The sequence below is a fragment of the Pseudomonas brassicacearum genome (genome assembly GCF_003732265.1).
GTDB lineage: Bacteria > Pseudomonadota > Gammaproteobacteria > Pseudomonadales > Pseudomonadaceae > Aquipseudomonas > Aquipseudomonas brassicacearum_D.
This window is the reverse complement of the sequence record NZ_MOBK01000003.1, coordinates 72,658-92,703: the sequence shown is the minus strand read 5'-3', so window position 1 is coordinate 92,703 and position 20,046 is coordinate 72,658. Positions and strand designations below refer to the sequence as shown.

The following is a 20,046-nucleotide window of genomic DNA, read 5'->3' as shown; positions in this document are numbered from 1 at the left end:
CTAGACTGAACTCCATCAGCTACGCCCCGCGTCCCGCTTCGTTTTTAAGGCCTCTTGCATGTCCGATCCTCGTTATCAGGTCGACGTCAGCGTCGTCACCCGCTATCTGGCAGAACAATCGCAACCTGAGCAAAACCGCTTTGCCTTCGCGTACACCATTACCGTGCACAACAATGGCGCGCTACCGGCCAAACTGCTGTCGCGGCACTGGGTAATCACCGACGGTAACGGGCATGTCGAGGAGGTCAGGGGTGCGGGCGTCGTAGGCTTGCAACCGCTGATCCAGGTCGGCGAAAACCACACCTACAGCAGCGGCACGGTCATGACCACCACGGTCGGCACCATGCAAGGCACCTATCAGATGATTGCCGACGACGGTAAGCATTTCGACGCCATCATCGCTCCATTCCGCCTGGCGGTACCCGGAGCCTTGCACTAATGGCAACGTACGCCGTGGGTGACTTGCAGGGTTGCCTCGAGCCCCTGCAATGCCTGCTAGAGCGAGTGGCTTTCGATCCGGCCAAGGATCGACTCTGGCTGGTGGGCGACCTGGTCAACCGGGGCCCGCAGTCGCTGGCAACCTTGCGTTTTCTGTATGGCATTCGCGAATCTCTGGTGTGCGTCCTGGGCAACCATGACCTGCACTTGCTGGCCGCCGGACGTAACATCGAACGCCTGAAGAAAAACGACACCCTGCGCGAGATCCTTGAAGCGCCGGATTGTGCGGACCTGCTGGAGTGGCTGCGCCAGCAAAAACTCATGCACTACGACGAACAGCGCGACATCGCACTGGTGCATGCTGGCATTCCACCACAGTGGTCGCTGCGCAAAGCCTTGAAGTGCGCCGCCGAAGTTGAAGAAGCCTTGCGCGACGACAACCGCATCGCCCCGTACCTCGACGGCATGTACGGCAACGATCCGGCGAAATGGGACAACGACCTCAAGGGCGTGACCCGCCTGCGCGTCATCACCAACTATTTCACCCGCATGCGCTTCTGCACCAGCGAGGGCAAACTCGACCTCAAGAGCAAGGAAGGCGTCGGCACCGCGCTACCGGGTTACAAGCCGTGGTTCACGTACAAGGAACGCAAGACCAAGGACCTGAAGATCATCTTCGGCCATTGGGCGGCCCTCGAAGGCCACTGCGACGAACCGGGGATCTTCGCGCTCGACACCGGTTGTGTCTGGGGCGGCGCCATGACCCTGATGAACGTCGACACCTTCGAGCGCCTGCAGTGCCAATGCAACGATCAGGGCCACAGCGAACCCGCCGTCGCCCCCACCCTTACCGAACAACCCCCAGCCAGCGCCCCGCGCTAGGCTGCGCTATCAGCCGAGCCACAGGAGCCCGCCATGAGCGAATTCAAACGTATCCCCCCGGAACAGGCACAGGCCCTGCGCGAACAAGGCGCCGTGGTGGTAGACGTCCGCGACCCTGCAACTTTCGCCGCGTTGCACATCGCCGGCTCGAAGCATCTGGACAATCACTCGCTGCATGCCTTTATTCAGGGGGCAGACCTGGACGCACCGACCGTAGTGGTCTGCTACCACGGCAATTCCAGCCAGGGCGCTGCCGCGTACCTGATCAGCCAGGGTTTCTCCGACGTCTACAGCATGGACGGCGGTTTTGAGCTGTGGCGTACGACTTACCCTGCAGAAACCGCGCAAGGCACCTCCGAATAATTTTTTTGTAACCTGCGAGCCCCCGCCCCCCGTGGGCTCGCGCGGTGGCAGACGAACGGTCTGCCACAACTAATTACGTATCTCGCCTTTACCTCCCGAATTAGCAACTATCCTTAAGCGCAGGCCATCCAAAACAGGGGAGAGCCGGTACACCGGCGCGCGGGTCATCGGGAGTAGCTTTCGGAGTAGTCAGCTCCGTTAGAGTTCTGGGGGGTAAACAGCGACCGCCTGTTCGGTTGCTGCCAGCATCGACTGAGTGATCCGGCGTCGGCTCCACGTATCGAGCGAGGTGACGTCATGAGTATCTTTAGCCACTTCCAACAACGCTTCGAGTCCACACGCCAGGAAGAACTCTCGCTGCAAGAGTATCTTGAGCTGTGCAAAGGGGACCGCAGCGCCTACGCCTCCGCCGCCGAGCGTCTATTGCTGGCCATCGGAGAACCGGAGCTGCTCGACACCTCGACCAACTCGAGGCTGTCGCGAATCTTTTCCAACAAGGTGATCCGCCGCTATCCGGCCTTTGAAGACTTCCACGGGATGGAAGAATGCATCGACCAGATCGTGTCGTATTTCCGCCATGCCGCTCAGGGCCTGGAAGAGAAGAAACAAATCCTCTATCTGCTCGGCCCCGTCGGTGGCGGTAAATCGTCTCTGGCCGAGAAGCTGAAACAACTGATCGAGAAGGTGCCCTTCTACGCAATCAAGGGTTCGCCGGTATTCGAGTCGCCTCTGGGTCTGTTCAACGCCACTGAAGATGGCGCGATCCTCGAAGAAGACTTCGGCATTCCGCGGCGCTACCTCAACACCATCATGTCGCCATGGGCCACCAAGCGCCTGGCCGAGTTCGGCGGCGACATCAGCCAGTTCCGCGTGGTGAAACTCTATCCGTCGATCCTCAATCAGATCGCCGTGGCCAAAACCGAGCCGGGAGACGAGAACAACCAGGACATCTCGGCACTGGTAGGTAAGGTCGATATCCGCAAACTGGAGGAATACCCACAGAACGACGCCGACGCCTATAGCTACTCGGGCGCACTGTGCCGGGCCAACCAGGGCCTGATGGAATTCGTCGAAATGTTCAAGGCGCCGATCAAGGTGCTGCACCCATTGCTGACGGCTACCCAGGAAGGTAACTACAACAGTACCGAAGGCCTCGGCGCGATTCCGTTTACCGGGATCCTGCTGGCCCACTCCAATGAATCGGAATGGCACACCTTCCGTAACAACAAGAACAACGAAGCGTTTATCGACCGGATCTACATCGTCAAAGTGCCGTACTGCCTGCGTGTCAGCGACGAAGTGAAGATTTACGACAAACTGCTGTTCAACAGCTCCCTGGCCAAGGCCCATTGCGCGCCCGACACCTTGAAAATGCTTGCCCAGTTCACCGTGCTCTCGCGCCTCAAGGAGCCGGAAAACTCGAACATCTACTCGAAAATGCGCGTGTATGACGGTGAAAACCTCAAGGACACCGATCCGAAGGCCAAGTCGATCCAGGAATACCGCGACAACGCCGGTGTCGACGAGGGCATGAACGGTCTGTCGACCCGCTTCGCGTTCAAGATCCTGTCGAAGGTCTTCAACTTCGATCCGCACGAAATCGCCGCCAACCCGGTGCACTTGCTGTACGTGCTGGAACAACAGATCGAACAGGAACAGTTCCAGGCCGAAACCCGCGAACGCTACCTGCGCTTCCTCAAGGAATACCTGGCACCGCGCTACATCGAGTTCATCGGCAAGGAGATCCAGACCGCTTACCTCGAGTCGTACAGCGAGTACGGCCAGAACATCTTCGATCGCTACGTGCTGTACGCAGACTTCTGGATCCAGGACCAGGAATACCGCGACCCGGAAACCGGCGAAATCCTCAACCGTGTGGCCCTGAACGAAGAACTGGAGAAAATTGAAAAGCCGGCCGGCATCAGCAATCCGAAGGATTTCCGCAACGAAATCGTCAACTTCGTACTGCGCGCCCGGGCCAACAACAACGGCAAGAACCCGACCTGGCTCAGTTACGAAAAACTGCGGGTGGTCATCGAGAAGAAAATGTTCTCCAACACCGAGGATCTGCTGCCCGTCATCAGCTTCAATGCCAAGGCCAGCAAAGAGGACCAGCAGAAGCACAACGACTTCGTCACACGGATGGTCGAGCGCGGCTACACCGACAAACAGGTACGGCTTCTTTCCGAATGGTACCTACGGGTCCGGAAGTCGCAATGACGCAGCGGCAAGCCATAAGCTGCAAGCGGCAAGAAAAAGCGCGTAAGCCCTGATATCCGGGCAGCTTCTACTTGCAGCTTGTAGCTCTCAACTTGAAGCTGCCCGGAGGGCCACCTATGAGCTATGTGATCGACCGACGTCTCAATGGCAAGAACAAGAGCACGGTGAACCGTCAGCGGTTTCTGCGACGTTACCGTGATCACATCAAAAAGGCTGTCGAAGAGGCGGTCAGCCGGCGCTCCATTACCGATATGGAACACGGCGAGCAGATCAGCATTCCCGGCCGTGATATCGACGAGCCGGTGCTTCACCACGGCCGTGGCGGCAAACAAACGGTCGTGCACCCCGGCAACAAGGAGTTCACCAGCGGCGAGCACATTGCCCGCCCACCCGGAGGCGGCGGTGGCAGAGGGCCCGGCAAGGCAGGCAACTCGGGCGAAGGGATGGACGAATTCGTCTTCCAGATTACCCAGGAGGAATTCCTCGAATTCATGTTCGAGGACCTCGAGCTGCCGAACCTGGTCAAACGCAACCTGACTGGCACTGACACCTTCAAAACGGTACGCGCGGGGATCAGCAACGAAGGCAACCCGTCGCGCATCAACATCATCCGCACCCTGCGCTCGGCCCATGCACGGCGCATCGCCCTGTCCGGCAGCAGCCGCGCAAAACTGCGTGAAGCCAAAGAGGAACTGCTGCGACTCAAGCAGGAAGAACCGGACAATTTCGGCGATATCCAGAAAATCGAAGCCGAAATCGAAAAACTCAGTGCGCGGATTCATCGCGTGCCGTTTCTTGATACGTTCGACCTCAAGTACAACCTGCTGATCAAGCAGCCCAACCCCAGTTCCAAGGCAGTAATGTTCTGCCTGATGGACGTGTCCGGCTCCATGACCCAGGCGACCAAGGACATCGCCAAGCGCTTCTTCATCCTGCTGTACCTGTTTCTCAAGCGTAACTACGACAAGATCGACGTCGTGTTCATCCGCCACCACACCAGCGCCCGGGAAGTGGATGAAGAAGAATTCTTCTATTCGCGCGAAACCGGCGGCACCATCGTTTCCAGCGCCTTGAAACTGATGCAGGAGATCATGGCCGAGCGCTATCCAAGCAACGAATGGAACATCTATGCCGCCCAGGCGTCCGACGGCGATAACTGGAACGACGATTCACCGATCTGCCGCGACATTCTGATCAACCAGATCATGCCGTTCGTGCAGTACTACACTTACGTTGAGATCACCCCGCGCGAACATCAGGCCCTGTGGTTCGAGTACGAGCGCATCGCCGAAGCCTTCTCTGACACTTTTGCCCAGCAGCAACTGGTCTCGGCCGGGGATATCTACCCGGTCTTCCGTGAACTCTTCCAGCGCAGGTTAGTGACATGACCGCCAAAGAGCAGAAGCGCCAACCCATTTCCACCGGCTCCGAATGGACGTTCGAGCTGATCCAGGCCTACGACAAGGAAATCAGTCGCCTGGCGGCCCGTTACGCCCTCGATACTTACCCTAACCAGATCGAAGTGATCACCGCCGAGCAGATGATGGACGCCTACGCGTCTGTCGGCATGCCGTTGGGCTATCACCATTGGTCCTACGGCAAACACTTCCTCAGCACCGAAAAATCTTACAGCCGTGGGCAGATGGGGCTGGCCTACGAGATCGTGATCAACTCCGACCCGTGCATCGCTTACCTGATGGAAGAAAACACCATCTGCATGCAAGCGCTGGTCGTGGCGCACGCCTGCTACGGGCACAACAGCTTTTTCAAAGGCAATTACCTGTTCCGCACCTGGACCGACGCCAGTTCGATCATCGATTACCTGGTATTCGCCAAGCAGTACATCATGCAATGCGAGGAACGCCACGGCATCGACGCTGTGGAAGACTTGCTCGACTCCTGCCACGCGCTGATGAACTACGGCGTCGACCGCTACAAACGCCCTTACCCGATTTCCGCGGAAGAAGAACGGCGTCGGCAAAAGGATCGGGAAGAGCACCTGCAGAAACAGATCAACGATCTGTGGCGCACCATTCCCAAAGGAGCGGACAAGTACAGCGACAAGGACAATGCACGCTTCCCCGCCGAACCTCAGGAAAACATCCTGTACTTCATCGAAAAACACGCGCCGCTATTGGAACCGTGGCAGCGGGAAATCGTGCGGATCGTGCGCAAGATCGCCCAGTACTTTTATCCACAGCGTCAGACCCAGGTGATGAACGAAGGCTGGGCCACGTTCTGGCACTACACGTTGATGAACGACCTGTACGACGAAGGCCTGGTCACCGACGGCTTCATGATGGAATTCCTGACGTCCCACACCAGCGTTGTGTTTCAACCCGGTTTTGACAGCCCTTACTACAGCGGAATCAACCCTTACACCCTCGGGTTTGCCATGTACCGGGACATCCGGCGCATGTGCGAGGAACCCACCGATGAAGATCGCCACTGGTTCCCGGAAATTGCCGGCACCGACTGGCTGTCGACCATCAAGTTCGCCATGAGCAGCTTCAAAGATGAGAGTTTTATCCTGCAGTACCTGTCACCGAAAGTGATCCGCGACCTGAAGTTGTTCAGCATTCTCGATGACGACCAAAAGGACGACCTGCTCGTACCCGCGATCCACGATGAAGAAGGCTACCGCATCATCCGTGAAACCCTGGCAGCGCAGTACAACCTGGGCAATCGCGAGCCCAACGTGCAGATTTACAGCATCGACCGGCGTGGCGATCGTTCCCTGACCCTGCGTCACCAGCAACACGACCGCAAGCCGCTGGGCGAATCAACCGAGGAGGTGCTCAAACACCTGCACCGGTTGTGGGGCTTCGATATTCACCTGGAAACCCTGCAGGGGGATCAGGTGATGAAAACCCACCATGTACCGCCCAGAAGCGAGCACAGCGAGGGGGATTACGGCCGACTGGACCTGGCCGTCATTCATCTTTGAGCCTGTTTGAACCTCCGCAAGTTCGACGCAACGGTTATTCTGTCGAGCTAACGGAGGTTTTTTATGCAGATTTATAAAGTCGGTGGCGCAGTACGTGATCGACTGCTCGGCAAACCTGTCACCGATATCGATTGGGTGGTGGTGGGCGCCACCACCGAAGAAATGCTCGCCAAGGGTTTTCGCCCGGTCGGTGCGGACTTTCCGGTGTTTCTTCATCCGAAAAGCGGCGAGGAATACGCCCTCGCCCGCACCGAACGCAAAAGCGGACGCGGTTATGGCGGTTTCACTTTTCACGCCAGCCCCGAAGTCACCCTCGAAGAAGACCTGATTCGTCGCGACCTGACAATCAATGCCATGGCTGAGGACGATCAGCAGAACCTGACGGACCCCTACCATGGCCAGCGCGATCTTGAAGCGCGTCTGCTCCGTCATGTTTCCCCCGCATTCGCCGAAGATCCACTCCGAGTCCTGCGCGTTGCCCGCTTTGCTGCGCGTTATGCGGCGCTCGGGTTTACCGTCGCTCCCGAGACGCTTGAGTTGATGCGCGAACTCAGCGAATCCGGCGAACTGGAGGCCCTGACCGCCGAACGCAGCTGGAAAGAAATCTCCCGGGCATTGATGGAAGATCAGCCACAGGTGTTCATTGAAGTGCTACGCGAGTGCGGCGCACTGAAGGTACTGATGCCCGAAGTCGACGCGCTGTTTGGCGTTCCACAGCCCGAAGCTCACCACCCGGAAATCGACACGGGCGTGCACACGCTGAGCGTGCTTGAGCAATCGGCGCAGCACAAACAACCGCTGACCGTACGCTGGGCCTGCCTGCTGCACGACCTCGGTAAAGGACTGACGCCCGAGGAAGAATGGCCACGCCATATTGCTCATGAACACACGGGCCTGAAGCTGATCAAAGCGGTCAACGAGCGCTTCAAGGCGCCGAAAGACTGTCAGGAACTGGCGCTGCTGGTCGGCCAATATCACACCCACGGCCATCGCGCCCTGGAGCTGAAGCCTTCGACCTTGCTGGACTTGCTGCAAAGCTTTGACGTTTACCGGCGGCCGCAGCGGTTTGAGGAGTTTATCGCAGCGTGCGAGATGGACGCGCGCGGGCGCAAAGGGCTGGAACAGAGAAGTTATCCACAGGCGGATTATTTGCGCGGGGCGGCGACGGCAGCGCGGAGCGTGGCGGTTCAGCCGTTGCTGGAAAAGGGGTTCAAGGGGCCGGAGTTGGGTGAGGCGATCAAGCGTGAACGGCTTAAAGCGCTGAAAGCCTACAAAGAGGCAGCGTCTGCCTGAAAAGCTTCGCGAGCAGGCTCGCTCCCACAGGTTTTGCATAGACCCTGTAGGAGCGAGCCTGCTCGCGATGGCGTCGTCCGCCTCACAACAAATTCAAAGGAGTCAACTGCTCACCGCGCCACTCAAAAGCCACCGGCGCCAACACCTGATCAATCTGCGCTTCGCCCCACAAGGTCGCAAAGCTTTTGCCTACGCCCGGATGCACCCGGTCCGGCGCAATCAGCGACAAAGGCCACAACACAAAAGCATTCTTCAGAATCTCTGCCCGCGGCAGGATCAAGCCATCGAAATTGCCCACCAGATCACCAAACAACAGGACGTCGATGTCCAGTGGCAAACCCTTGCGGTCCGGCGCATAACGACCGTTGTCCGCCTCGATGAACTTCAATCGACGGTCCAGCTCCATCAGCGGCAGATCGGTGTACGCCGACACCACGAAATTGAAGAACGGCCCGCTCTTGATGCCCACCGGCTGGCTTTCGAACACGGCCGAGCAGCGGATATCCACCAAAACCGCCGCCAAGGCCTCAAGCCCCGCCTGCAAATGGGTTTCACGCTCGATATTACTACCGAGCCCGAGGTACACCTGAGTCAGCGACATCCGCGCTCGATCTCCACGCCCACACCGCCCTTGGCAGCCGGGACAGCGCCAGGCTTGGTCAGCTTGAGACGCACCCAGGTGATCTTGAATTCACTCATCAGCACTTCGACCAGACGCTCGGCGAAGGTCTCGACCAATTGATACTGCGCCTGCTCGGCAAACGCCTGGATGCGCGACGAAACGCTCGCGTAATCGAGCGCCAGGGTCAGGTCATCACCGGCGGCGGCTGGGCGATTGTCCCAGGCGAAGCTCAGATCAAGACGCAGGCACTGTCGGATGCCTCGCTCCCAGTCGTAGGCACCAATCACGGTGTCGACTTCCAGGCCCTCGATAAACACTCTGTCCAAGCACTTTTCTCCGCTGCACGACAAGGGCGCAATGCGCCGTTAGAATCAGGGCGTCCTCGCCCGGAATAGTTAGCATGTTTTGGTTATTGGCGATCCTCGCCTACCTGCTCGGCTCTCTGTCCTTCGCCATTTTGCTCAGCCGCCTGACCGGGAATCCCGATCCGCGAATGAGTGGCTCGGGCAATGCCGGTGCCACCAACATGTTGCGCCTGGCCGGCAAAAAACTCGCCGTCCTGACCTTGCTCGGCGATGTCTGCAAAGGCTTGCTGCCGGTGCTGATCGCCGCTCTTGCCGGTCTTTCGCTGCAAGAACAGGCCTGGATCGGCATCTGCGCCGTCATCGGCCACCTGTTTCCAGTGTACTTCCGCTTTCGCGGCGGCAAAGGTGTCGCCACCGCTGCCGGCATGCTGCTGGGGCTTTACCCGCCGGCGGCACTGCTGGCGGTCTGCGCCTGGCTGCTGACGTTCTACCTGACCCGCACCAGCTCACTCGCGGCACTGATCGCCACACCGCTGACCCTGCCATTGCTTGCCTGGCAGGAACCGGCGGCCTTGCTGCCCATGAGCGTGCTCACCGGGCTGATTGTCTGGCGTCATCGCGGCAATCTACGCGACCTGTTTGCCGGGCGCGAACGGCATTTTTAAATACCGGACGTGCGCGCGGCTCATCACAGCGCCGACAATTGCTCCATCGGCCAGCGTGCCTGAACGCTGATGGCCAGGCTTTCATGCTGGCCGGCCTGCAAGCGCTGGCATCCGGCAAACGCGATCATCGCGCCATTATCAGTGCAGAACTCCGGACGGGCGTAAAACACATCGCCTTTCATGTCACCGAGCATTTTTTCCAGCGAGGTGCGCAGTGCCTTGTTGGCACTGACGCCCCCAGCGATGACCAGGCGCTTCATGCCCGCTTGTTTGAGGGCTCGCTTGCACTTGATGGTCAAAGTCTCCACCACGGCCTGCTGGAACGCCAGAGAGATGTCGCAACGGGCTTGTTCGCTGTCGTCCCCGGCGCTGACGCTTTGCTGCCAGGTGTTCAACGCGAAGGTTTTCAAGCCGCTGAAGCTGAATGCCAGGCCCGGGCGGTCGCACATCGGACGCGGAAACGTGAATCGTCCCGCAACGCCTTGCTCGGCCAGGCGCGCGATTTCCGGGCCGCCCGGATAATTGAGCCCCATCATCTTCGCGGTCTTGTCGAAAGCCTCACCGGCAGCGTCGTCCAGCGTTTCACCCAACAGCGTGTACTGGCCGATTCCGTCGACCTGAACCAGCTGCGTATGGCCGCCGGACACCAACAAAGCGACGAACGGGAATTCTGGTGGTTGTGTCTCCAGCATCGGCGCCAGCAAGTGGCCTTCCATGTGGTGCACGCCCAAGGCCGGAATGCCCCAGGCAAAGGCCAGCGCCTGAGCACAGGATGCGCCCACCAGCAACGCGCCGACCAGGCCAGGACCCGCGGTATACGCGATGGCGTCGATCTCGGTCGGCACGCAGTCAGCTTCGGCCAACACCTGACGAATCAAGGGCAGCATGCGTTTGACGTGGTCGCGCGAGGCCAGCTCCGGCACAACGCCACCATAGGCACGGTGCAGGTCGATCTGGCTGAACAGTGCGTCGGCCAACAGCCCGCGTTCACTGTCATATAATGCGACACCGGTTTCGTCGCAGGAGGTTTCTAATCCCAGTACTAGCATGGGTTTGCGCCTTGTTTAGGCTGAATTCGAAGGCGCGCATAATAGTCGCCACGTGATGCCCCGACCAGCGGTTTTCGATCAGAGGCTTTGCATTCCAAGCGATGAGGGGTTAACATCCGCAACCCTTAAAAACCGACGTCTTCAAGTGCTCTTTTGCCGCGAGGATGTTGACCCCGGTAATGAATGAAGGTAGCTCTGGATGCCAGCCGTCAAAGTAAAAGAGAACGAACCCTTCGACGTAGCTCTGCGTCGTTTCAAGCGCTCCTGCGAAAAAGCCGGTGTACTGGCTGAAGTTCGTAGCCGCGAATTTTACGAGAAGCCAACTTCTGAGCGTAAGCGCAAAGCAGCAGCCGCTGTTAAGCGTCACGCGAAGAAAGTTCAGCGCGAACAGCGCCGCGCCGTTCGTCTGTACTAATACACAGACGATCGTAGCAAGCTTCTGCCAAGCCCGGCTCCAAGCCGGGCTAATGGCATTTGCGTAAAACGCTTGATGCTTCACCGTCGAAGCCGCAGACGCGACCGAGACAAATCTGCTTCACAGCGTCAGACCTGGCTCTTTTGCCAGCGGTGCACGTCTTTTCTGACGAGCCTTCCAAGGCTACTGACGAGCACACCCACTGATTCCTCTCACGACGATCAGCCCAAGGCACCTGCTTGCGTGCCCGCTTATTGAGCTATCCGAGGCCATCGACAGGCCGCAGCGGATTCAGCGCAACACTTTCAAACAGTCGATTACTGATTGGTATTAACGTCAGTGGATTTTCGGCAGATACACTCCCCGATAGCGATTACGCAGACGACACCGGTCGAGCCGCATCTTTTGCGCGCCTCAAGCAACGACCCGCGTTCGGCCGCACTTCGTTATAGGTCCCTTTCAGCGCAGATGACGAGAACGCCATGGCCGGGCTAATTCCCCAGAGCTTCATTGACGACCTTCTGAACCGCACCGACATCGTCGATGTGGTCAGCTCGCGCCTGCAAATGAAAAAGGCCGGCAAGAATTACACCGCTTGCTGCCCGTTCCACAAAGAGAAAACCCCGTCTTTCAGCGTCAGCCCAGACAAACAGTTCTATTACTGCTTTGGTTGCGGTGCTGGCGGTAACGCCCTCGGCTTCATGATGGACCACGACAACCTGGATTTCGTCCAGGCCGTCGAGGAACTGGCCAAAGCCGCCGGCATGGAAATCCCCCGCGAAGAAAGCGGCCGGCCGCACAAACCGCGGCAACCGACCGATTCGCCGTTGTATCCGCTGCTCACCGCCGCCGCCGACTTTTACCGTCAGGCACTGAAAAGCCATCCATCGCGCAAAGCCGCTGTGGATTACTTGAAAGGTCGCGGACTGACCGGCGAGATCGCTCGCGACTTCGGCCTCGGCTTTGCTCCGCCGGGCTGGGACAACCTGTTCAAACACTTGAGCAGCGACACCCTGCAACAAAAAGCCATGGTCGATGCCGGCCTGCTGATCGAGAACGCCGAAACCGGCAAACGCTATGACCGCTTCCGCGATCGCGTGATGTTCCCGATTCGCGACAGCCGCGGGCGCATCATCGCTTTCGGCGGCCGGGTACTGGGCGACGACAAGCCGAAATACCTGAACTCACCGGAAACTCCGGTATTCCATAAAGGCCAGGAGCTCTACGGCCTTTATGAAGCACGCAAGAACAACCGCAACCTCGACGAAATCATCGTCGTCGAAGGCTACATGGACGTCATCGCCCTCGCCCAGCAAGGCCTGCGCAATGCCGTGGCGACGCTGGGCACCGCCACCAGCGAAGAGCACTTGAAGCGACTGTTTCGCGTCGTTCCCAACGTGCTGTTCTGTTTTGACGGCGACCAGGCCGGCCGCAATGCCGCCTGGCGAGCACTGGAAGCGACACTGCCCTGCCTGCAAGACGGGCGGCGCGCACGTTTTCTGTTCCTGCCGGAAGGCGAAGACCCGGATACGCTGGTCCGCTCCGAAGGCACGGACGCCTTCCGCGCGCGAATCAACCAGCACGCCCAGCCGTTGGCGGACTATTTCTTCCAGCAGCTGACCGAAGAGTCCGACCCGCGTTCGCTGGAGGGCAAGGCCCACATGGCCACCCTCGCCGCGCCGCTCATCGACAAAGTCCCCGGCGCAAACCTGCGCATCCTGATGCGTCAACGCCTGACCGAAATTACCGGCCTCAGTGGCGAAGCGGTGAGCCAACTGGTGCAAAGCGCCCCTCAGGACGCGCCGCCGGCTTACGACCCCGGCATGGATTACGACGCCATGCCGGACTACGGCGACTACCATCAGCCGCAGTCACAAGAAATGTATGTGCCGCAGCAGGAGTGGACGCCGAAGAAACCCGGCGCCGGCGGCAAGAAGTGGGACAAGAAACCGTGGGACAAGAATGGTAAACGCGGCGATCGTGATCAACCGAGCGCCCCGCGCACACCGATTGCTGTCGAAGCGCCCACGCTGATCGCGCTGCGCACCCTCATTCATCATCCGGACCTGGCTGGCCGGGTAGAAACCGCCAACCATTTTGCCAATGAGAGCAACACCTACGCACAACTGCTCGTGGCCCTGATCGAGGCGGTGCAAAAAAATCCTAAGCTAAACTCAATTCAGCTAATGGCGCGCTGGCACGGGACCGAACAGGGACGATTGCTCAAAGCGCTGGCAGAAAAGGAATGGCTGATTGCAGGCGATAACCTTGAACAACAGTTTTTAGACACCATTACTAGGTTATCGGCCGCTCAACACACGGATAGCCTGGAAGTACTTATCAGGAAAGCCAGACAGCCGGGATTGACCCCGGAGGAAGCAAATCAGATCGCAAATCAGATGCGCGACCTATTAAAACGCAATATGGCTGTATCAAACCCGACCTCAACTGGCGCGTGAGGTCATAGCTCAGGTATAATCCTCGGCTTGTTTTTTGCCCGCCAAGACCTTCAGTGGATAGGGTGTTATGTCCGGAAAAGCGCAACAGCAGTCTCGTATCAAAGAGTTGATCACACTTGGTCGTGAGCAGGGTTACCTGACTTACGCGGAGGTCAACGACCACCTGCCGGAGGATATTTCAGATCCGGAACAGGTGGAAGACATCATCCGCATGATCAACGACATGGGGATCAACGTATTCGAGGTTGCGCCAGATAAGGATTCCCTTATGCTGGCCGACGCCGATACCGACGAAGCCGCGGCCGAAGAGGCAGCAGCAGCGTTGGCAGCGGTCGAGACCGACATTGGTCGCACCACCGACCCAGTGCGCATGTACATGCGTGAAATGGGTACGGTAGAGCTCCTCACACGTGAAGGCGAAATCGAAATCGCCAAACGTATTGAAGAGGGCATCCGTGAAGTGATGGGCGCAATTGCGCACTTCCCTGGCACGGTTGATCATATTCTCTCCGAGTACACTCGCGTCACCACCGAAGGTGGCCGCCTGTCCGACGTCCTGAGCGGTTATATCGACCCGGACGACGGCATTGCGCCGCCTGCTGCAGAAGTGCCGCCGCCGATCGATCCGAAAGCCGTGAAAGCGGATGACGACACCGACGACGATGACGCCGAAGCAACGGATGACGAAGAAGAAGCCGAAAGCGGTCCGGATCCGGTCATCGCAGCCCAGCGTTTTGGCGCTGTCTCCGATCAGATGGAAATCACCCGCAAGGCGCTGAAAAAGCATGGTCGTGGCAATAAGCTGGCAATCGCCGAGCTGTTGATCCTGGCTGAGCTGTTCATGCCGATCAAACTGGTTCCGAAGCAATTCGAAGGCCTGGTCGAGCGTGTTCGCAGTGCCCTGGATCGTCTGCGTCAGCAAGAGCGCGCGATCATGCAACTTTGCGTTCGTGATGCCCGCATGCCGCGTGCCGACTTCCTGCGCCAGTTCCCGGGCAACGAAGTTGACGAAAGCTGGACCGATGCACTGGCCAAAGGCAAAAGCAAATACGCTGAAGCCATTGGTCGCCTGCAACCGGACATCGTTCGTTGCCAGCAGAAGCTGACCGCGCTGGAAACCGAAACCGGTTTGACGATCGCCGAGATCAAGGACATCAACCGTCGCATGTCGATCGGTGAGGCCAAGGCCCGCCGCGCGAAGAAAGAGATGGTTGAAGCGAACTTGCGTCTGGTGATCTCCATCGCCAAGAAGTACACCAACCGCGGTCTGCAATTCCTCGATCTGATCCAGGAAGGCAACATCGGTTTGATGAAAGCGGTAGACAAGTTCGAATACCGCCGCGGCTACAAATTCTCGACTTATGCCACCTGGTGGATCCGTCAGGCGATCACTCGCTCGATCGCCGACCAGGCCCGCACCATCCGTATTCCGGTGCACATGATCGAGACGATCAACAAGCTCAACCGTATTTCCCGGCAGATGTTGCAGGAAATGGGTCGCGAACCGACCCCGGAAGAGCTGGGCGAACGCATGGAAATGCCTGAGGACAAGATCCGCAAGGTATTGAAGATCGCTAAAGAGCCGATCTCCATGGAAACCCCGATCGGTGATGACGAAGACTCCCATCTGGGTGACTTCATCGAAGACTCGACCATGCAGTCGCCAATCGATGTCGCCACCGTTGAGAGCCTTAAAGAAGCGACTCGCGAAGTCCTGTCCGGCCTCACTGCCCGTGAAGCCAAGGTTCTGCGCATGCGCTTCGGTATCGACATGAATACCGACCACACCCTTGAGGAGGTTGGTAAGCAGTTCGACGTGACCCGTGAACGGATTCGTCAGATCGAAGCCAAGGCACTGCGCAAGCTGCGCCACCCGACGAGAAGCGAGCATTTGCGCTCCTTCCTCGACGAGTAATAACAGAACCCCCGGCCCAGGCCGGGGGTTTTGCTTTATGCAGATTAAATTCCTCGCACCTCCCCCCTACCGCCTAGCCCGTCTACACTCGAAACATTCCCCCGAGCCATAACGAGACCGTTATGCCCAGACTGCCGACCGTGCTTTTTTTGCTGTCGCTGATGACCTGGACCGCAACGGCTGGCGCGCTGACTCTGACTGACGACGAACGTAGCTGGCTGAGCGCACACCCGGATTTGCGCCTGGGTGTTGACGCGTCCTGGCCGCCATTTGAGTTCCGCGATGAACAGGGCCTTTATCAGGGTCTGGCGGCGGACTACATCAATGTGATCCGCCAACGGCTGGCCATCAAGCTCACGCCCATCGAGCCGGTTAGCTGGACGGTCGTGCTGGAACAGGCCAAGCAAGGCAAGCTGGACGTTTTACCGGGCATCATGTCGACCCCGGAGCGCCAGTCGTACCTGTCGTTTACGCGCCCCTACCTCGACTTCCCCATTGTCATCCTGGCCCATGTCGGCGGTGCCCAGCCGCACAAACTCGAAGACCTTTACGGGCTGAAGATCGCCGTGGTGGAAAACTATGCGCCCCACGAGCTGTTGCGCACCCACCACCCGGACCTGAATCTGGTGCCGATGCCCAATGTGAGCTCGGCTTTGCAGGCACTGGCCACCGATGAAGTGGACGCGGTGGTGGGCGATCTCGCTTCCAGCGTCTGGAGCCTTCGCCAGCTCAAGCTCGATGGGCTGTATGTCAGCGGTGAAACCCCCTACCGCTATCAACTGGCAATGGCCGTGCCTCCCGGCAACAAGGTACTGGTCGGCATTCTGGACAAAGTGCTGGCGGACATGAGCCCGAGTGAAATCAGCGCCATTCAGGAACACTGGGTGGGCAATGTCCTCGATCATCGAACCTTTTGGTCGGATCTGCTGGTTTACGGCTTGCCGGGGCTATTGTTTCTGACGGTCATGTTGGCTGTGGTGATCCGGATCAACCGCCGCCTGAGCTCTGAAATTGCTCGCCGGGTCGACCTGGAACAGGAACTGCGCAGCAGCGAGTACCACTATCGCGGGCTGGTCGAGAGTTTGTCGGCCATCGCCTGGGAAGCACGAATCAGTGATTTCACCTACAGCTACGTTTCACCCCATGCCGAAGATCTCCTCGGCTATCCCCTGTCTCATTGGCTGATTCCGGGCTTCTGGCGCAACATCATCCATCCTGCGGACCTGACGCGAGCCCAGTCTTTTTGCGATCACGAAGTACTGGCCGGGCGCGATCACAGCGTCGATTACCGGGTCATCACCGCCGACGGTCGCTGCCTGTGGGTGCGCGATATCGTCAGCCTGATCGAGCATGGCCACGAACCGATCATGCGCGGGCTGATGATCGATATCAGCGATGCCAAACGCACAGAAGAAGCGTTGAGTCTGTCCGAGCAAAAATTCGCTTCGGTCTTCCAGCAATGCCCGGACATCCTGGTGATCGCGCGACTGTCCGACGGTTGCCTGCTGGAGGTGAACAAAGCGTTCGAAGAGCAAATCGGCCTCAGGGCCGAAGACGTCATCGGCCAGACCGCCACCGACCTCAACATCTGGGGCATCCCCGGCGTCGGGCCGGGTTTGTTGCAGCGATTGCAGGCCGGCAGCATCCGCAACCTGGAGATGCCTTTTCGCCGCAGTAACGGCCACGTGTTCACCGGCCTGATTTCCGCCGAGCCTTTCGATCTCGACACCACCCCAGCCTTGGTCGTGGTGGTGCGTGATATCAGCCAGCTCAAGGAAACCCAGCAACAACTGCAAACCTCCGAAGAGAAATTTGCCAAGGCCTTCCACGCCTCCCCGGATGGTTTGTTGCTGTCCAGGCAGAGCGACGGGTTGCTGCTGGAGGTCAACGAAGGTTTCAGCCGCATTACCGGTTTCAACAGCGCGATGTCCGTTGATCGATCGGCCCTGGATCTCGGGATATGGGTCAACCTCAACGAACGCAAACAGATGCTCGACCTGCTGCACCGGGATGGTTTCGTCCGTGACTTCAGTTGCCATATCCGCCGCAGCGACGGGCAGATTCGTCTCTGCGAGGTGTCGAGCCGCCCATTACCTATCGGCGATGAAGACTGCATGTTGACCATTGCCCGTGACATCACCGAGCGGCACCTGATGCAGGAAAAGCTGCAACAGGCCGCCACCGTGTTCGAAAGCACGGCTGAGGGGGTGCTGATCACCGACACCCAACAGCACATCAGTGCGGTCAACCGTGCGTTTACCGAGATCACCGGCTATAGCGAGAGCGAAGCACTGGGCCACACTCCTCGCCTGCTTGCCTCCGGCCTTCACGACAGCGCGTTTTATGCGGCGATGTGGCACCAACTGACCGCAGAAGGTCATTGGCAAGGCGAGATCTCTAACCGCCGCAAGAATGGCGAGCTTTACCCCAGTTGGCTGACCATCAGCGCCGTGCGCAATCGGGACAAGTTCATCACCCACTTTGTGGCGGTGTTCGCCGACATTTCCAGCCTCAAACACGCGCAGGCCAAACTCGATTATCAGGCGCATCACGACCCGTTGACCGGCCTGCCAAACCGCACACTGTTCGAGAGCCGACTGCAGACCGCCCTCAACACCCAACAGGAAAATGGCGGCCAGGGCGCCGTGCTGTTCCTCGACCTGGACCGCTTCAAACACATCAACGACAGCCTCGGCCACCCGGTCGGCGACTTGCTGCTAAAAGGCATCGCAGTGCGCCTCAAAGAGCAGTTGCGCGACATCGATACCGTCGCGCGCCTGGGCGGTGACGAATTCATCATCCTGCTGCCGGGCCTGCAACAGAACAGCGACGCCGACAATATCGCGACCAAGCTGCTCAATTGCTTCGGGGCGCCGTTCCAGGCCGGTGAACACGAGTTCTTCATCAGCGCCAGTATCGGCACCAGCCTGTATCCCAAGGACGGCTGCGACGTCGCCACGCTGGTCAAGAACGCCGACGCTGCGATGTACCGCTCCAAGGCCAAGGGGCGTAACCGGGTCGAAAGCTACACCCGCGACCTCACCGCACAGGCCAGCGAACGGGTGGCGCTGGAACATGAATTGCGCCGCGCCATCGAGCGCAACGAACTGTTTTTGCACTACCAGCCGAAAATCAGCCTCGAAGACCATCGCCTGGTAGGCGCCGAGGCGCTGATTCGCTGGCATCACCCGACCTTCGGCATGGTGCCGCCGGAACACTTCATTCCGCTGGCCGAAGAAAACGGCATGATTCTGCAAATCGGCGATTGGGTGCTTGAAACCGCCTGCCGGCAAATGAACGAGTGGAATCAGGTGTATGAATGCCTCGGCCCGCTCTCGGTCAACCTCGCAGGCGCCCAACTACGTCAACCCAACCTGCTGGGACGGATCGAGCAACTGCTCAAGGACAGCCATCTCCAGCCCGGTTTTCTGCAACTGGAGATTACCGAAAACTTCATCATGAGCCAGGCCGAAGAAGCGCTGGCGGTGCTGCACCAACTCAAACAGCTGGGCGTGCAGTTGGCCATCGACGACTTCGGGACGGGCTACTCGTCCTTGAGCTACCTCAAGCGCCTGCCGCTGGATATTCTCAAGATCGATCAGTCGTTCGTCCGCGGCCTGCCTGACGATCCGCATGATGCGGCGATCGTTCGCGCGATCATCGCCCTGGGCCGCAGCATGCAATTCACTGTCATCGCCGAGGGTGTGGAGACCCTGGCCCAACAGCAATTCCTCGCCGCCGAAGGCTGCGAACAGATCCAGGGTTACATCGTGAGCCCGCCTCTGCCCGCCGACGAATTCGCCGCGACGTTTCTTCGTATTGCCGTATCGGATTTTTCGGATAGCACAGCCGAGAAACCGTCGCTATAATCCGCGGCCTACTGAGGGCCTATAGCTCAGTTGGTTAGAGCAGAGGACTCATAATCCTTTGGTCCACGGTTCAAGTCCGTGTGGGCCCACCAAATAAAAAAGCCGCGCTGATGCGCGGCTTTTTCGTGTCTGGCGTTCAGGCGCCCCTAAGTTTTTTCCTTTAAAAACCAGCTTACACGTCTACAAAGCGCCCACGTGGGCTTGCCAACGCAGTAGCGACATTCCCAGACATACAACGGAATTTGACAAACCAGCCTTGAACTTTAGGATGACTCAACCTATAAATACTATAGAAAACCAATGAGCCTCCTACTGCCTTTTCCACTGCCAAAAAAGAAAGCTCTCGAAATAATACGCGGGCTTTCGGAGGTATCGGAACGCATCTTCTACTCTCCGCATGCCAAGGCAAGGATGATTGAGCGAGGTGTGAGCATGCCGGATGTGATGGACTGTCTGGGCAAGGGGCAGATCACCGAAGGGCCGTTTCAGCAACCGGGGGGTGATTGGAGGTTTACTATTTCCTGGTTTAGAGCTGGGTCACCTCTCCAGGTCGTCGGCGCGATCGACGTTGATGACGACGGGACATTTCTCGGGTGACCACGAT

16 protein-coding genes and 1 tRNA gene are annotated in these 20,046 nt (G+C 58.7%); 14 read left to right on the top strand and 3 right to left on the bottom strand.

Annotated features, from left to right (window positions below):
* The first annotated feature begins 58 nt into the window (after positions 1 to 58).
* From apaG to BK660_RS09425, 7 genes are all read left to right on the top strand, one after another.
* Entirely contained in the window at positions 59 to 439 is a 381-nt protein-coding gene (apaG, locus tag BK660_RS09455; protein ID WP_123433092.1) for a Co2+/Mg2+ efflux protein ApaG, read from the top strand.
* A complete protein-coding gene (locus tag BK660_RS09450; RefSeq protein ID WP_123433091.1) occupies positions 439 to 1,320 on the top strand; it encodes a symmetrical bis(5'-nucleosyl)-tetraphosphatase in 882 nt (293 codons plus the stop codon). Before apaG ends, BK660_RS09450 begins: the two co-directional genes overlap by 1 nt.
* A gap of 33 nt (positions 1,321 to 1,353) precedes the next feature.
* The gene (glpE, locus tag BK660_RS09445; protein ID WP_007982657.1) at positions 1,354 to 1,683 is read left to right on the top strand and encodes a thiosulfate sulfurtransferase GlpE; all 330 of its coding nucleotides are present in this window, start codon (positions 1,354 to 1,356) and stop codon (positions 1,681 to 1,683) included.
* A 297-nt stretch (positions 1,684 to 1,980) separates the two neighbouring features.
* Entirely contained in the window at positions 1,981 to 3,903 is a 1,923-nt protein-coding gene (locus tag BK660_RS09440) for a PrkA family serine protein kinase (RefSeq protein WP_123433090.1), read from the top strand.
* 116 nt (positions 3,904 to 4,019) lie between these two features.
* On the top strand, positions 4,020 to 5,291 hold the full coding sequence (locus BK660_RS09435; protein WP_007947798.1) for a YeaH/YhbH family protein: 1,272 nt from the start codon (positions 4,020 to 4,022) through the stop codon (positions 5,289 to 5,291).
* Positions 5,288 to 6,850, top strand: coding sequence for a SpoVR family protein (locus BK660_RS09430; protein ID WP_123433089.1), 1,563 nt, complete (start codon positions 5,288 to 5,290; stop codon positions 6,848 to 6,850). The genes BK660_RS09435 and BK660_RS09430 overlap by 4 nt, the downstream gene beginning before the upstream one ends.
* 63 nt (positions 6,851 to 6,913) lie before the next feature.
* A complete protein-coding gene (locus tag BK660_RS09425; RefSeq protein ID WP_123433088.1) occupies positions 6,914 to 8,143 on the top strand; it encodes a multifunctional CCA addition/repair protein in 1,230 nt (409 codons plus the stop codon).
* Between the two features lie 82 nt (positions 8,144 to 8,225).
* Here the strand turns inward: BK660_RS09425 and folK are convergent, their stop codons facing one another.
* Together folK and folB are read right to left on the bottom strand one after the other, a co-directional pair.
* The gene (gene folK / locus BK660_RS09420) at positions 8,226 to 8,744 is read right to left on the bottom strand and encodes a 2-amino-4-hydroxy-6-hydroxymethyldihydropteridine diphosphokinase (RefSeq protein WP_123433087.1); all 519 of its coding nucleotides are present in this window, start codon (positions 8,742 to 8,744) and stop codon (positions 8,226 to 8,228) included.
* Positions 8,735 to 9,091, bottom strand: a complete 357-nt coding sequence (gene folB, locus BK660_RS09415) for a dihydroneopterin aldolase (RefSeq protein ID WP_027926721.1) — start codon at positions 9,089 to 9,091, stop codon at positions 8,735 to 8,737. Before folB ends, folK begins: the two co-directional genes overlap by 10 nt.
* Positions 9,092 to 9,165: 74 nt before the next feature.
* Between folB and plsY the strand changes: the two genes are divergently transcribed.
* Positions 9,166 to 9,735, top strand: a complete 570-nt coding sequence (gene plsY, locus BK660_RS09410; RefSeq protein ID WP_123433086.1) for a glycerol-3-phosphate 1-O-acyltransferase PlsY — start codon at positions 9,166 to 9,168, stop codon at positions 9,733 to 9,735.
* A 23-nt stretch (positions 9,736 to 9,758) separates the two neighbouring features.
* Here the strand turns inward: plsY and tsaD are convergent, their stop codons facing one another.
* Positions 9,759 to 10,784, bottom strand: coding sequence for a tRNA (adenosine(37)-N6)-threonylcarbamoyltransferase complex transferase subunit TsaD (tsaD, locus tag BK660_RS09405; protein ID WP_027926719.1), 1,026 nt, complete (start codon positions 10,782 to 10,784; stop codon positions 9,759 to 9,761).
* Positions 10,785 to 10,983: 199 nt separating this feature from the next.
* On the opposite strand from tsaD, the gene rpsU reads away from it, so the two are divergent.
* The 6 genes from rpsU (at position 10,984) to BK660_RS33595 (ending at position 20,039) form a co-directional block, all read left to right on the top strand.
* The gene (rpsU, locus tag BK660_RS09400) at positions 10,984 to 11,199 is read left to right on the top strand and encodes a 30S ribosomal protein S21 (protein ID WP_002551877.1); all 216 of its coding nucleotides are present in this window, start codon (positions 10,984 to 10,986) and stop codon (positions 11,197 to 11,199) included.
* A gap of 482 nt (positions 11,200 to 11,681) precedes the next feature.
* A complete protein-coding gene (gene dnaG, locus BK660_RS09395; protein ID WP_123433085.1) occupies positions 11,682 to 13,658 on the top strand; it encodes a DNA primase in 1,977 nt (658 codons plus the stop codon).
* A gap of 67 nt (positions 13,659 to 13,725) precedes the next feature.
* Entirely contained in the window at positions 13,726 to 15,573 is a 1,848-nt protein-coding gene (gene rpoD, locus BK660_RS09390; protein ID WP_123433084.1) for an RNA polymerase sigma factor RpoD, read from the top strand.
* Positions 15,574 to 15,695: 122 nt separating this feature from the next.
* Positions 15,696 to 19,442: a bifunctional diguanylate cyclase/phosphodiesterase gene (locus BK660_RS09385; RefSeq protein WP_123433083.1), complete on the top strand. Its 3,747-nt coding sequence runs from the start codon at positions 15,696 to 15,698 to the stop codon at positions 19,440 to 19,442.
* A gap of 15 nt (positions 19,443 to 19,457) precedes the next feature.
* A tRNA-Ile gene (locus BK660_RS09380) sits at positions 19,458 to 19,534 on the top strand.
* Positions 19,535 to 19,742: 208 nt separating this feature from the next.
* Positions 19,743 to 20,039 carry a DUF4258 domain-containing protein gene (locus BK660_RS33595; protein ID WP_123433082.1) on the top strand — a complete coding sequence of 99 codons (297 nt, stop codon included), beginning with the start codon at positions 19,743 to 19,745 and terminating at the stop codon, positions 20,037 to 20,039.
* The last annotated feature ends 7 nt before the right edge of the window (positions 20,040 to 20,046 follow it).

Excerpts from the sequence above, each read along its gene's own strand:
- BK660_RS09440 (WP_123433090.1), top strand. The coding sequence starts at position 1,981 with ATGAGTATCTTTAGCCACTTCCAACAACGCTTCGAGTCCACACGCCAG.
- BK660_RS09450 (WP_123433091.1), top strand. The coding sequence starts at position 439 with ATGGCAACGTACGCCGTGGGTGACTTGCAGGGTTGCCTCGAGCCCCTG.
- BK660_RS09430 (WP_123433089.1), top strand. The coding sequence starts at position 5,288 with ATGACCGCCAAAGAGCAGAAGCGCCAACCCATTTCCACCGGCTCCGAA.
- rpsU (WP_002551877.1), top strand. The coding sequence starts at position 10,984 with ATGCCAGCCGTCAAAGTAAAAGAGAACGAACCCTTCGACGTAGCTCTG.
- BK660_RS09385 (WP_123433083.1), top strand. The coding sequence starts at position 15,696 with ATGCCCAGACTGCCGACCGTGCTTTTTTTGCTGTCGCTGATGACCTGG.
- plsY (WP_123433086.1), top strand. The coding sequence starts at position 9,166 with ATGTTTTGGTTATTGGCGATCCTCGCCTACCTGCTCGGCTCTCTGTCC.
- BK660_RS09435 (WP_007947798.1), top strand. The coding sequence starts at position 4,020 with ATGAGCTATGTGATCGACCGACGTCTCAATGGCAAGAACAAGAGCACG.
- BK660_RS33595 (WP_123433082.1), top strand. The coding sequence starts at position 19,743 with ATGAGCCTCCTACTGCCTTTTCCACTGCCAAAAAAGAAAGCTCTCGAA.
- BK660_RS09425 (WP_123433088.1), top strand. The coding sequence starts at position 6,914 with ATGCAGATTTATAAAGTCGGTGGCGCAGTACGTGATCGACTGCTCGGC.
- glpE (WP_007982657.1), top strand. The coding sequence starts at position 1,354 with ATGAGCGAATTCAAACGTATCCCCCCGGAACAGGCACAGGCCCTGCGC.
- dnaG (WP_123433085.1), top strand. The coding sequence starts at position 11,682 with ATGGCCGGGCTAATTCCCCAGAGCTTCATTGACGACCTTCTGAACCGC.
- rpoD (WP_123433084.1), top strand. The coding sequence starts at position 13,726 with ATGTCCGGAAAAGCGCAACAGCAGTCTCGTATCAAAGAGTTGATCACA.
- folK (WP_123433087.1), bottom strand. The coding sequence starts at position 8,744 with ATGTCGCTGACTCAGGTGTACCTCGGGCTCGGTAGTAATATCGAGCGT.
- tsaD (WP_027926719.1), bottom strand. The coding sequence starts at position 10,784 with ATGCTAGTACTGGGATTAGAAACCTCCTGCGACGAAACCGGTGTCGCA.
- apaG (WP_123433092.1), top strand. The coding sequence starts at position 59 with ATGTCCGATCCTCGTTATCAGGTCGACGTCAGCGTCGTCACCCGCTAT.